The following is a 12,719-nucleotide window of genomic DNA, read 5'->3' as shown; positions in this document are numbered from 1 at the left end:
GGCGTGGCTCCCGAGACACGGAAGCAGGCAGACTGCTCAGTATCATAGGCGACCGAGGGGGTTCCACCGTGAGTGACGCAGCAGCAGACGGGGTGTCGGAAGCGCCGGAGTGGCACGGCCTGCCCCGGAACCGTTACAACCCCCACGCCTGGATCGTGGGCAGCCCGGAGATTGGTGAGGACGTCTGGATCGGCGCGTTCACCGTGATCGACGGAAGCGGGGGTCTCGTCATCGGGTACGGATGCGACATCTCGGCCGGAGCGCAGATCTACTCGCATTCCACGGTCGAACGCTGCGTCTCCGATCGGGAGCGGGATATTCGCCGTCGTCCGACGCGGATAGGGAGGAACGTTCATGTCGGCGCGAACGCCGTGATCCTGATGGGTGCGGACATCGGGGATCACAGCGTCGTCGCTGCCGGCGCCGTGGTGGTGGAGAACACCGTGGCTCCGCCCTTCAGCGTTCTCCGCGGTGTGCCCGCGCGCGTCCACGAAGGAGCCGCACGGCGATTCGCCGGCGAGGAGGGCGCGGAAGCGCACCGAGCCTGAAGCGGCGAGGACCGTATGGTGGACGAGTGATCATCCTGAGTGTCGTCGGCGCACGTCCGCAGTTCGTCAAGCTCGCCCCCATTCACCGTGCCGCCCGTGCGGCGGGGGTGCAGCACGTCATCGTGCACACCGGCCAGCACTACGACCCCATGCTCTCGGACGTCTTCTTCGATGAGCTCGGCATCGGCACGCCGGACGTCCATCTCGGGGTCGGCAGCGGGTCGCACGGTGTGCAGACCGGCGCCATGATGTCCGCGCTGGATGCGGTCTTCGACGAGCACCGCCCCGACTGGGTCCTGGCATACGGCGACACCAACTCGACGCTCGCCGCGACGGTCAGCGCCGTCAAGATGCACATCCCCGTCGCACATCTGGAAGCGGGGCTTCGGAGTTTCAACCGGCGCATGCCCGAGGAGCACAACCGGGTGCTGACGGATCACGCGGCGGACCTCCTCCTTGCACCGACGCAGGTCGCTGTCGAACACCTCCGTCGGGAGGGTTTGGGGGAGCGGACCGTGCTCGTCGGAGACGTCATGACAGACGTCCTCTTCGACGTCCGGGACACGCTTCCCGTGGGTGCTTCCGCGCTTCAGACAGCGCTGGGCCTGCCCTCCGGCTCCTACTACGTCGCGACGATCCACCGCGCGGAGAACACCGACGATCCCGTCCGTCTCGCCGAGATCGTCGATGCGCTCGCCGCGTTGGACAAGACGGTCGTCCTGCTCGCCCATCCTCGTGTCACCGCGAAGGCGGCGGCTCATGGGATCTCCCTGACGCGCGGCTCGCTGCAGGCCCACCCGCCTCTCGCCTACGCCGACCTCATCGCGGCCGCCCTCTCGAGCGCCGGCGTGATCACCGACTCCGGCGGACTTCAGAAGGAGGCCTTCCTCTTGAAGGTGCCGTGCACGACGGTGCGGACCGAGACCGAATGGGTGGAGACCGTGCAGCTGGGGTGGAACGTCCTCGCGACGTCCGGGGAGGCGATTGCGGCCGCGGCGACGCGGCCCCGCCCGCGCGATACCGAGGAGGCGCCGTACGGCGACGGTCACGCTTCGCAGCGGGTGATCGAGGAGCTGCACCGACGCGCGTGACCGCGCACGCCGGGACCGGTGCCGGATCATGTGCGGCCGGGGCGCGGCCATAGACTGTTCCTCATGCGTATTGCCGTCGTGGCCCTCGGAAAGATCGGGCTTCCTCTTGCCCTGCAGTTCGCGGATCGGGGGCACGACGTCACCGGGGTGGATGTCAGCACGACCGTGGTCGAGGCGGTCAACGCCGGCATCGAACCGTTCCCGGGGGAATTCGGGATGCAGGAGCGCTTGACGTCGGCGCTCGCCGCGGCACGCCTGCGCGCCACGACGGATTACGCCGAGGCGATCCCCGAGGCGGAGGTGGTGGTGGTCGTCGTCCCGCTCTTCGTGAACGAACAGACCGCGCAGCCGGAGTTCGAGTGGATGGACGCTGCGACGGCATCCCTCGCGGAGCACCTGCGGCCGGGAACCCTGGTCTCGTACGAGACGACGCTTCCCGTCGGAACCACCCGAGAGCGTTTCGCGCCCGCGATCGAGCGCATCTCGGGGCTGACCGAGGGCAGAGATTTTCATGTGGTGTTCTCTCCGGAGCGCGTCTACTCCGGGCGCATCTTCGCCGACCTGCGCCGATACCCGAAGCTGATCGGGGGGCTGTCCGACGAGGGAGGGCGGCGGGCGAAGCGCTTCTACGAGGAGGTGTTGGAGTTCGATGAACGCCCCGATCTGGCGCGCCGCAACGGCGTATGGGACCTCGGCAGCGCCGAAGCGGCCGAGATGGCCAAGCTCGCCGAGACGACGTATCGCGATGTGAACATCGGACTCGCCAACCAGTTCGCCCTCTTCGCGGCCGACAACGGGATCGATGTGCATCAGGTCATCGAGGCCTGCAACTCGCAGGTGTTCAGCCATATCCACCAGCCGGGAATCGCGGTGGGCGGGCACTGCATCCCCGTGTACCCCAAGCTCTATCTCTCGACCGACCCGGATGCGGAGATCGTCCGCTCGGCTCGTGCACTGAACGAATCGATGCCTGAGCGTCTGGTCGCGCGGGCGGAGGAGATGCTCGGTTCTCTGGAGGGGCAACGGGCAGTGGTCCTCGGGGCGTCATACCGCGGCGGCGTGCGGGAAACGGCGTTCTCTGGAGTGTTCCCCACCGTCGATGCTCTGCGCACCAGGGGCGCCGAGGTCACGGTTCACGACCCGCTCTATACCGATGACGACCTCCGCGCGCTGGGACTCACTCCTCACCGCCCGGGGGACACGGTCGATCTTGCCATCCTCCACACCGATCACGCCGTCTATCGTGAGCTCACGCCGGCTCAGCTACCCGGTGTCAAACTCCTGGTGGACGGGCGGGCGGCCACGGATGCGCGGCTCTGGGCGGGTGTTCCCCGCCTCGTGGTCGGGCGCGGATGATGGCCTGGCTCGATCACTGGCCGACCTTCCTGATCGCGGCGGTCATCCTCTTCGTCCCCGGTGCGCTCGCGGCGCTCATCGTGCGGCTGCGGGGCTTCGACGTCTTGGCGGCGTCGGCACCGCTCTCGCTCGCGATGCTGACTGCGGCCGGCCTGCTGGATATCGTCGTGCCGTTCCGTTGGAGTCCGCTCGCGTGGGTGGTGGGTACGATCCTCCTCCTGGCGGCGGCCTCGGCTCTCCGTCTCGGCATGGCCCGCTTCGCAGCGCGGCACGACCGAGCTCCGGCGATCCCCGCTCCCGAAGGTCTCCTGCGGGCGACTCTGCCCTTCGTCGTCGTGGCCGTGGTGGCGATCCTGGCCGCCGTCCGGCTGATGTCGGCACTGGGGGAGCCCTCCAACATCTCGCAGACGTTCGACAACATCTACCATCTCAATGCCGTGCGGCAGGTGATGGACAACGGGATCATCGCGCCCACCGGGCAGCTGCTTCCGGGTTTCTATCCGGACCTGTGGCACATCGTGGTGTCGACCGTCGCCGAGATGAGCGGTGCCGGTGTCCCGGCTTCGGTCAATGTCGTCAGCGTCATGCTCGGCGCGGTCGTGTGGCCGGTGTCGTGCCTCTGGCTCGTCCGCACGATCGTCGGTGGTCACGTCGGCGCGAACATCGCGGCGGGTGCACTCGCCGTGGGTATGGCCGCCTTCCCGCTCCTGATGCTCGACTTCGGGGTGCTCTATCCCAACGTGCTCTCCATCGCCCTGCTCCCCTCAGCGATCGCCGCGGCCGTGCTGGTCTCGGGCGTGGGGCGCGGTCGCCGTCCGGACGTCGTTCTGCGATGGCTCCTCCTGGTGGCGATTGTGCCGACCCTGGCGCTGGCGCATCCGAGCACGCTCATGGCGTTCTTCCTTCCCGCCTTCCTGCTGGCCTTCGCCGGCGTGGGGCAGGCGTGGCTCAGGGCCGAGCCCGAGGGAAGACGCCGGTGGCTCTGGGCCCTCGGCGCCGTCCTGCTGGCCCTAGCCGTCGCGATCCTGCTGTTCATCAAGGCTCGGCCGGAGCGCGGGCTGGCCTTCTGGCCCCCCTCCGCCACGCTGGAGGACGCTACTCTTCAGCTGCTCTCGGGCGGACTGGTGTGGCGACCGGCGGCGTGGATCGTCTCCGCGGCTGCTGCCCTGGGGGTGGTTTCCATCCTCGCGATCCGCCGTTGGCGCGCCCAGTGGTGGCTGATCGGTTCAGCAGCCGCCATGGCCTTCCTCTACCTGGTGTGCATCGCGTTCCCGGCCGGAGGGTTTCGTTTCTGGCTGACGGGTACGTGGTACCAGGACATCTACCGCATCGCCGCGCTCATGCCCGCCTATCTCGTGCCACTGGGTGCTCTCGGCGTGGTCGGGGTGGTGGCCGGGGTGTCCCGACTCGCACGTGCGGAGCGTCGACCCGCCCTCCGTCGCGTTCCCGGGATCGTCGGCGCAGCGCTCGGGATCGGCGTTCTGCTGGCGACGCAGGCGGGGTCGGCACTGGCCGAGGAGACGGCGAACACCGCGTCGATGTACCAGCAGGCGGACTGGTCGCCGCTGCTCACGAACGACGAGCGCGAACTCCTCGCCCGTCTGCCCGACACCGTCCCTGAAGACGACGTGATCGTGGGCAACCCCTGGACCGGAGCGTCGCTGAGCTTCGCTCTCGCGGACCGCCGAGCTCTCGTGCCGCACATCTTCCAGGAGCTGTCGCCCGACATGGTGACGATCACCGAGAACCTCAATGCCGCCGAGACAGACTCGCAGGTGTGCGAGGCGCTCGAGCGCACCCGCACGCGCTGGGTGCTGGACTTCGGGTCGCAGGAGATCCACAACGGCGACCACACCTACCCCGGCCTCGAGAACCTCGGCGCCGTTGTCCGGTTGGCGGATGCCGAGGGGGATGCGCGGCTCTACGAGATCGTGGCCTGCCGCTGATTCAAAGGCGCGCCGGTTCGAACGGCTTCTGATCCGGCGCGTCGGGCGTCGCCTGAATGTCCAGCTGTAGGGCGGAGAGGAGCATCTGGAAGCCCAGCATCAACGGCACAGCCGCCAGCATCACGGTCGCTGCGGTCGCCACGACCGAACCCGCGATCTGGAACATCACCCAGACCGTGATACCCAATCCCAGGAGCGTCAGGAGAAGGCCGCCGAAGAGCAGCAGAGCGATCGGGGAGAAGGACCACAGGACATAGCGGTACCAGATCCGCGACCAGTAGCCGACGGTGAGTCGATGCAGGAGCTCGGGGATCACCTTGCTCAGGCGGATGCTCGACACCTCGTCGCCGTAGACGGCCGGGATCGGGACATCCGTGGCCGACACCTGCGCGATGTTCAGCCGGATGAGCAGGTCGTTCTCGAAGCTGTATCTCCTCGCGACACGCTCCAGCGCGATTCGGCGGAGGACCTCGGTGCGTACAGCGGTGTACCCGTTCTGCGGGTCGAAGAGGTTCCAGTAGCCGGAGGACATCTTCGTGAAGAACGAGAGCACGATGTTGCCGAGCACGCGATGCCCGGGCATCCCCTCGAACGAATCCGGGGAGTAGAAGCGGTTCGCCTTCGCGAAGCCGAATCCGCCGTCCGTGACGCGATCGAGAAGGTCCGGGAGGTAGTCGGGATCCATCTGCGCGTCGCCCGCCATCACGACGTTCACGTCGGCGCCAAGTTCGATCGCGGCGCGGTGTCCCGTGATGATCGCGCCCCCGACGCCCTGATTCACCTCGTGACGGATGAGCGTCACGCGCGGGTCGTCGATGCTTCGGACGACGTCGCTTGTCCCGTCGGGGCTGCAGTCGTCGACGATGACGATGTGGTCCACAAAAGACGGCATCGTCCGGATGACCGTCGCGATCATCCGTTCCTCCCTGTACGCGGGGACGACCGCGGCGATCGACGCGTTCTTATACATCTGTTCTCCTCGGGCGAGAGGTGGCGAAGACCCAGTAACGATAGGCGAAGTAGTTCCACACAGTGGTCGCGACGACGGCGAGCGTCTTGCCCACGAGCCACCCCGCACCCCACTCGGTCATGAGCCACACGATGCCGGTCGTCGCGAGGGTGTTGAAGATCACGAGAGCCGTGTAGCGGGCGATGCTGGGAACGACGACGGCATCCGAGGTGAAGGCGATCACCCGTTGCAGGGTGTAGGTGACGGCGAACGAGGCGAGGAAGGCGATGGGCGTGGCCACCGCGACCGGAACGCCGAGGAGCTCGTGCGCCACCCAGAGGAGCGCGACGTCGACGACGAAACAGAACCCCCCGACGATGAGGTAGCGGACGGCGCTTGCGCCCCACGCGCGCCGGATCGCGACGCGAACGGAAGAGGTCATCCTCCGATTCTCTCAGATGGCACGCGCAGGTCCGATGCATACCGGCCGGATACGATGGGGGAATGGATCTTCTCGTCGTCGGCTCGGGTTTCTTCGGGCTCACCATTGCGGAACGGGCTGCTGAGGCCGGACGCAAGGTCACCGTCATCGATCGCCGCCACCACATCGGCGGCAACGCCTACAGCGAGGCGGAGCCTGAGACGGGGATCGAGGTGCACCGCTACGGTGCCCACCTCTTCCACACGTCGAACGCGGCGGTCTGGGAGTACGTGAACCGCTTCACCTCCTTCACGAATTACGTGCATCGCGTCTACACGACGCACAAGGGCACCGTCTTCCCGATGCCCGTGAACCTCGGCACGATCAACCAGTTCTTCCACTCCGCGTACACGCCCGACCAGGCTCGCGCACTGGTGCGCGAGCAGGCCGGCGAGTTCGACGTCAAGACCGCGGCGAACTTCGAGGAGAAGGGCATCGCTCTCGTCGGGCGTCCTCTCTTCGAGGCGTTCTTTCGGGATTACACCGCGAAGCAGTGGCAGACCGATCCGCAGAAGCTGTCCGGTGACATCATCAGCAGGCTGCCGGTGCGCTACACCTACGACAACCGGTACTTCAACGACACCTGGGAGGGGCTGCCCACCGACGGCTACACCGCGTGGCTCGAGCGCATGGCGGACCACCCCAACATCGACGTCAAGCTCGACGTCGACTACTTCGATGAGTCCCAGCCGCTGAACAAGCGGGCAACCGTCGGCCAGCTCCCCATCGTCTACACGGGCCCGGTCGACCGTTACTTCGACTACGCGGAGGGTGCGCTGAGCTGGCGCACGCTGGACTTCGAGCAGGAAGTGCTGAACGTCGGCGACTTCCAGGGCACGAGCGTGATGAACTACCCCGACATGGACGTGCCCTACACGCGCATCCACGAGTTCAAGCATTTCCACCCCGAGCGCAAAGACGTCTACGAGTCGGACAAGACGGTGATCATGCGGGAGTTCTCGCGTTTCGCCGGCCGCGACGACGAGCCGTACTACCCCGTCAACACCCCGACCGACCGTGATGGCCTGCTGGCGTACCGCGAGCTCGCGAAGGGAGAGGCGGGCGTGCACTTCGGCGGCCGTCTGGGCACGTATCAGTACCTCGACATGCACATGGCCATCGGCTCGGCGCTGTCGCTGTGGAACAACACCCTCTCGTAGACTCGAGACCGTGAGTCACGCTGCCGTCGGAGCGCCGGGGACGCCCCGACGCTATCTGCATTCGTTGTGGTTGCTGTCGGCGCGCGACCTCAAGGTCCGCTACTCGACGAGCCTCCTCGGGTATCTGTGGTCGGTGCTGGATCCGCTCGTCATGAGCGGCATCTACTGGTTCGTCTTCACGCAGATCTTCCATCGCGACGTGGGTGAAGAGCCGTACATCGTCTTCCTCATCAGCGCACTCCTGCCCTGGGTGTGGTTCAACTCGTCCGTGTCCGATTTCACGCGCGCGTTCAAGAAGGACGCGCGGCTCGTGCGCTCCACGTCCATCCCGCGCACCATCTGGGTGAACCGGATCGTGCTGAGCAAGGGGATCGAGTACCTCTTCTCATTACCTGTGCTCATGATCTTCATCGTCGTGAACCTCGTGATGGAAAAGGATCCCTCCCAGATGGTGCAGATCGGCTGGGGAGTGCTGTGGATGCCGGTCGCCATCGCCCTGCAGACGGTGCTGCTGGTCGGACTCGGTCTGCTGGTCGCGCCCCTCTGCGTGATGTTCGTCGACCTGGAGCGGACGACGGCTCTCATCCTGCGGGCGATGTTCTATGCGACCCCGATCATCTACAACGTCACCGACCTCCCCGGCATCTTTCAGACGCTCGGGGCGTTCAACCCGCTTGCGGGGATATTCATGCTCTACCGCATGCCGTTCTTCCCGGATCAGTGGAACCCCTTCACCCTGGTGATCAGCGTGGTGATGACGTTTGCGATCCTGGCGCTCGGGGTGTGGACGTTCCGCGTCATGGAGCGCCCGGTGCTGAAGGAGCTGTGATGGAACTCGCCATCGACGTCGTCGACCTCGGCGTGCATTTCCGACGCAACCGCCGCGGGCGCCGGAACTTCAAGGATCTCTTCGCCGGCGCATCGCGTCGTTCGAAACCGGGGGAGTTCTGGGCTCTTCGCAACGTCTCGTTCAGCGTGCGCCCTGGAGAGTCGATCGGGGTCGTCGGACGCAACGGCCAGGGCAAGTCCACTCTTCTGCGTCTCGTCGCCGGAGTGCTACTCCCCGACGAGGGGCACGTCGCCGTCAACGCAGGGGTGGCGCCCCTCATCGAGATCACCGGCGGATTCGTCGGGGACCTGTCCGTTCGTGAGAACGTGCGACTGACCGCCGGACTGCATGGGATGTCTCGGCAGGAGGTGACGCGCCGCTACGACGACATCATCGCGTTCGCCGAGCTGGAGGACTTCCAGGACACCCCGTACAAGCACCTCTCCAACGGCATGAAGGTGCGCCTGGCGTTCTCGGTCGTCTCGCAGCTCGACGAGCCCATCCTCCTCGTCGACGAGGTCCTCGCGGTCGGAGACAAGGCGTTCCGCGACAAGTGCTACAAGCGGATCGACGAACTCCTCGCCGACGGACGTACGCTCTTCTTCGTCAGCCACAACGAGCGCGACCTGCGGCGTTTCTGCACGCGCGGCCTCTACCTCGACCGCGGCGGCCTGGTGCTCGACGCATCGATCGGCGAGGTTCTGGACCGCTACAACGCCGACGCCGCCACCTGACTCTCGGCGCGCACCTCGCGGCTGGTCCTCAGACCCCGGCGAGGGCCCGCAGATCGGCGAGAGCGGCCGCGGCTTCATCGAGTGCCGCGTTCGGTGACGAGCCGTCTTCATACGCGGAGCGCAGCGTCGTGAGTCGCTGCGCATAGGTCAGCACGGCATCCGACCATGAAGCGGAGATCGACGACGGCGCGACCGAAGAGGCGAGCCGCTCGGCGTCCTGCTGAAGCTGGTCCACCACCGGCGTCGCGTCGGCGGAGCTCAAGGAGGGCAGGAAGCCGAACGCAGCGGTCGCGTCGTCGAGACGCGGCTTCACGATGCCGCCGAAGGTGGCGAGGTCGGGGTCGCCCACCGGCGGAGGAGTGGTCTGCGGCGTGGGCTCCGCGGTCTCCTCGGCCGTCGGTGTCGGTGTCGGTGTCGGTGTCGGTGTCGTGGTCGTGGTTGCGCTGGATGAGGGGCGGGGCGTCGGCTCGCTCGAGGGGGCACCGCCGCCCAGGAGGAACAACCACAGCAGCAGCGCGACGATCATCACCGCGACGATCGCGAGCCCGGCGATGAGCCAGACTCGTCTGCGATTCTTCGGGCTCGGGGGGAGCGGTGCCCAACGGAGTTCCGGCTGCTGCTCGGACGACATCACGCCTCCAGAGGCGACATCGGCTGCCAGGTGCGATCGCGACCGATCCGGCCGCCCTCCCGAAGCCCGCGGAAGAGGTTGCTCGTGCCGCGCACGGTGCGCTCCACGAAGAAAAGACGGATCAGCTCTTTGGCGAAGGTCATCGCCGTGCCGAGTCCGAAGAGCACCGGGTTGTAGACACCGTGCACCCGGTAGTAGTGCTTGATGTACGCGCGGTTGCGCATGATGTAAAAGCGGTAGGCGTTGCTGGAGGCGTTCATGTGGCGGATGCCCATGTCCCACTGCTTGATCTCCCGCGTGCGCCGCAGCACGAATTCATCGACGATGACGGCCGTGGTCAGACGCGAGGCGAGCCACCCGTACATCTGGTCGTCCCAGTAGATGAAGAAGCGAGGGTCGGGCAGGCCGATGCGCTGCACGATCGAGCGGTGGATGAACATGCCCTCGAAACATCCGCTGTTCATCTCCTTGAACCCGGACTCGTCGAAGCCAGACGGTGCGAACGGGATCGGGATGCCCATACGTTCGGCGATCCGGTACTGCCAGTAGAACTCGCTCCCGTCGTAGTCGTACCGACGCCCCTGGATGCTCTTGAAGCGGGGAGCCCAGGCGCCCATCCGCGCGAGACCGTCGGGGAGCACCTCGACGTCGTCGTCCATCATCCAGATCCATTCGGACCCGAGCTCGTACGCGGTCCTCATGCCCTCGCTGAAGCCGCCAGATCCGCCGGTGTTCGTCTCGAGCCGACGGTAGACGATCTCCGTGTCGATGGTGGGCCGGAACGACTCGACCACCTCGGTGGTGTCGTCGGAGGAGGCGTTGTCGACGATGACGACGCGGCCGGGTTTGGGATCCATCGCCGCGATGCTCGTCAGCAGGCCGCGCAGCAGGTGCGAGCGGTTGAATGTGACGATGACGATTGTCGCCGCGTCCGGGGCGAACGAACCGTCGGTACCGGCGCTCATGCCTGCTCCTCGAAGACCTTCTGCCACGACTCCTGGGACACCAGGTCGGGAAGCGCGCGTCGGTACTGCTCCTGCAGTTCGGGCCAGCGCCGCTGCAGCTCCGCGTGCAGGCGGACAGTGTCACGGAGCATACGGCGGAACATCCGGCGATCACGCGTGTAGATGTTCTTCCCCGACCCGTCGGCTGCGCTGACGAGGGCGCTGTCGAACAGGGGCACGCGCCACCACTGCGCGTCTCCCTTGCCGAACTCCACCTCGGGCTGAGCGACGTTCGCCGCCTGCGGTTTGTGCAGCCAGTGCGCGACCAGCGTGCTGAGCGTGAAAACCCGCAGGCGCAGTCCCTTCGGACTGTCGAACTCGTTCCTGGCGAGGCGCTTGTAGACTTGGCGGCCACGGCGTGAGTGCAGCACCCGCGCCGGATCCTTGTGCACCACGGTCTCGGGGAACTCCTTCGCCAGTGCGCGCGCTGCGGGCATCGCGGTCGCAAGATTCTCGCGCATGTGCGCAGGACCGGACAGCACGTCGCGCAGCGCTCGCGCGCGCAGAGCGACTGGGTAGTACTGCATCATCATCAGGTGCTTGAGGTCGACCCGGCGACTGTGCCGGATGAGACGTCCACCGCGGGGCGCGTTCGAGTGGATCAGACCGGCGACGATCCGGTTGCGAGCGTGGAAGTACGCCTGCCAGTCGATGGAGTCGTCCTTGTTCACCCAGGAGACGTGCCACAGAGCCACACCCGGCATGGAGACGGTGGGATAACCTGCCTCTCCGGCCCGGAGGCAGAACTCGGCGTCGTCCCATTTGATGAACGCGGGGAGGGAGAGTCCGACATCCCGAACGGCGTCGAGCGGGATCAAGCACATCCACCAGCCGTTGTAGTCGGCATCCATCCGCATATGGAGAAGTTTCGACTGACGGAGATTCGTGACACCGAAGTCGTGGGGCATCTTCTCCTGGAACAGATTGCGCCACATGAAGGGACCCTCGTCGACCACCTCGGCCCAGCCGTGCAGCTTGGGTCGGTCGAGGAGATCGAACATGTGCCCGCCCACCAAGACCGGACTGGTCGCGTAGCGGCCGAAGACGATCGAACGGCGCAACGACTCGGGCTCGAGTCGCACGTCGTCGTCGAGGAGCTGCACGAAGTCGCTCTCCGGGCGTTGCAGCGTCTCATGCATCGCACGTGCGAATCCGCCCGAGCCGCCGAGGTTGCCCTGCCGGATGACCTGCAGCGTCTCGCCCAGCTGTGCGGAGACCTCGTCGAACCCGGCCTCCTCTGCCACCAGCTGGGTGCCTTGATCCACGAGGAAGACGCGGTCGACCAGGGCGAGGACGTCGGGCGAGGCTGCGAGAGCCTGCAACGTCTCCACGCAGTAGTCCGGCTTGTTATACGTCGTGATGCCCAGTGACGCTTTGCCCGACCGGGCCGGCTCCTGCTCGGTGGTCCACTCCGCGCCCTCGAAGATCGCCTGGGTCTCGTCCGCGACCACGTCGAACCATATCCATCCGCCGTCGCTGTACTGGGTGAGGTCGAGGTCGAACGAGGTGCTGGAGTCGCCTGTCACCTCGCGCGTTGTGATCCGCTGGTGCACACCCCCGCCGTTCGACCGGTAAACGAGGATGGTCGCGGGCCCAGCCATCCGCACGGTCAGGCGTACTTCGCGAACGCTCGTCCAGTGTTGCCAATACGACGCGGGGAAGGCGTTGAAGTATGTACCGAAAGAGACACGGCGCCCTGCCACGATGCGCGCGCGCTCGCGACCGAGAATATTGCCCAGGTGGGCGACACTCGATACCCGCACGGGCTCGTCTTCGATGACCGACCACGTCTCCGGGTCCGCATACAGCGGCAGGATGTCGGGGTCACGGTCGAGCGGGAAGACGACGTTCTGCAGGACGTAGGTCACTGGGGTACTCTCCGGAATCAACGTGCCGATCGTCTCGTTGAGAGAGAACGACGGACTTTACGAGCAAGGAGTAGCCTACCGTCCGTGCACGCGCGTTCCGTTGTGGTGCTGCACGGTCCGTG

The 12,719-nt window shown here is 66.4% G+C and carries 12 protein-coding genes; 7 read left to right on the top strand and 5 right to left on the bottom strand.

What is annotated here, in order from left to right; genetic code table 11:
• The first annotated feature begins 68 nt into the window (after positions 1–68).
• From AC3A3J_RS12595 to AC3A3J_RS12580, 4 genes are all read left to right on the top strand, one after another.
• Positions 69–548 (top strand): DapH/DapD/GlmU-related protein, encoded by a 480-nt coding sequence (locus AC3A3J_RS12595; RefSeq protein ID WP_487672596.1) that lies wholly within the window; start codon positions 69–71, stop codon positions 546–548.
• Positions 549–574: 26 nt separating this feature from the next.
• Positions 575–1,639: a non-hydrolyzing UDP-N-acetylglucosamine 2-epimerase gene (gene wecB / locus AC3A3J_RS12590; RefSeq protein WP_487672595.1), complete on the top strand. Its 1,065-nt coding sequence runs from the start codon at positions 575–577 to the stop codon at positions 1,637–1,639.
• A 63-nt stretch (positions 1,640–1,702) separates the two neighbouring features.
• A complete protein-coding gene (locus AC3A3J_RS12585; protein WP_487672594.1) occupies positions 1,703–2,995 on the top strand; it encodes a nucleotide sugar dehydrogenase in 1,293 nt (430 codons plus the stop codon).
• Positions 2,995–4,941: a DUF6541 family protein gene (locus AC3A3J_RS12580; protein WP_487672593.1), complete on the top strand. Its 1,947-nt coding sequence runs from the start codon at positions 2,995–2,997 to the stop codon at positions 4,939–4,941. The genes AC3A3J_RS12585 and AC3A3J_RS12580 overlap by 1 nt, the downstream gene beginning before the upstream one ends.
• 1 nt (position 4,942) lies before the next feature.
• Here the strand turns inward: AC3A3J_RS12580 and AC3A3J_RS12575 are convergent, their stop codons facing one another.
• The gene (locus AC3A3J_RS12575) at positions 4,943–5,911 is read right to left on the bottom strand and encodes a glycosyltransferase family 2 protein (RefSeq protein ID WP_487672592.1); all 969 of its coding nucleotides are present in this window, start codon (positions 5,909–5,911) and stop codon (positions 4,943–4,945) included.
• Positions 5,904–6,332 (bottom strand): GtrA family protein, encoded by a 429-nt coding sequence (locus tag AC3A3J_RS12570; RefSeq protein ID WP_487672591.1) that lies wholly within the window; start codon positions 6,330–6,332, stop codon positions 5,904–5,906. The genes AC3A3J_RS12575 and AC3A3J_RS12570 overlap by 8 nt, the downstream gene beginning before the upstream one ends.
• A gap of 62 nt (positions 6,333–6,394) precedes the next feature.
• Between AC3A3J_RS12570 and glf the strand changes: the two genes are divergently transcribed.
• Genes glf through AC3A3J_RS12555 form a run of 3 tightly spaced genes read left to right on the top strand, consistent with a single transcriptional unit; the run spans position 6,395 to position 9,094 of the window.
• Positions 6,395–7,531, top strand: a complete 1,137-nt coding sequence (glf, locus tag AC3A3J_RS12565; protein WP_487672590.1) for a UDP-galactopyranose mutase — start codon at positions 6,395–6,397, stop codon at positions 7,529–7,531.
• Positions 7,532–7,541: 10 nt separating this feature from the next.
• Entirely contained in the window at positions 7,542–8,360 is an 819-nt protein-coding gene (locus AC3A3J_RS12560; RefSeq protein WP_487672589.1) for an ABC transporter permease, read from the top strand.
• A complete protein-coding gene (locus tag AC3A3J_RS12555; RefSeq protein WP_487672588.1) occupies positions 8,360–9,094 on the top strand; it encodes an ABC transporter ATP-binding protein in 735 nt (244 codons plus the stop codon). The genes AC3A3J_RS12560 and AC3A3J_RS12555 overlap by 1 nt, the downstream gene beginning before the upstream one ends.
• 28 nt (positions 9,095–9,122) lie before the next feature.
• On the opposite strand, the gene AC3A3J_RS12550 is transcribed toward AC3A3J_RS12555, so the two are convergent.
• The 3 genes from AC3A3J_RS12550 to AC3A3J_RS12540 are packed head-to-tail and all read right to left on the bottom strand — an operon-like array spanning position 9,123 to position 12,597.
• Positions 9,123–9,725, bottom strand: coding sequence for a hypothetical protein (locus tag AC3A3J_RS12550; protein ID WP_487672587.1), 603 nt, complete (start codon positions 9,723–9,725; stop codon positions 9,123–9,125).
• Positions 9,725–10,690: a glycosyltransferase family 2 protein gene (locus tag AC3A3J_RS12545; RefSeq protein ID WP_487672586.1), complete on the bottom strand. Its 966-nt coding sequence runs from the start codon at positions 10,688–10,690 to the stop codon at positions 9,725–9,727. The genes AC3A3J_RS12550 and AC3A3J_RS12545 overlap by 1 nt, the downstream gene beginning before the upstream one ends.
• Complete coding sequence (locus tag AC3A3J_RS12540; RefSeq protein WP_487672585.1) at positions 10,687–12,597, bottom strand: glycosyltransferase; 1,911 nt, start codon at positions 12,595–12,597, stop codon at positions 10,687–10,689. The genes AC3A3J_RS12545 and AC3A3J_RS12540 overlap by 4 nt, the downstream gene beginning before the upstream one ends.
• Positions 12,598–12,719: the final 122 nt, after the last annotated feature.

The organism is Microbacterium sp. Soil_N32 (assembly GCF_057655505.1).
Note: the sequence above shows the minus strand (reverse complement) of the source record. Positions and strands in the feature narration are given on the sequence as shown.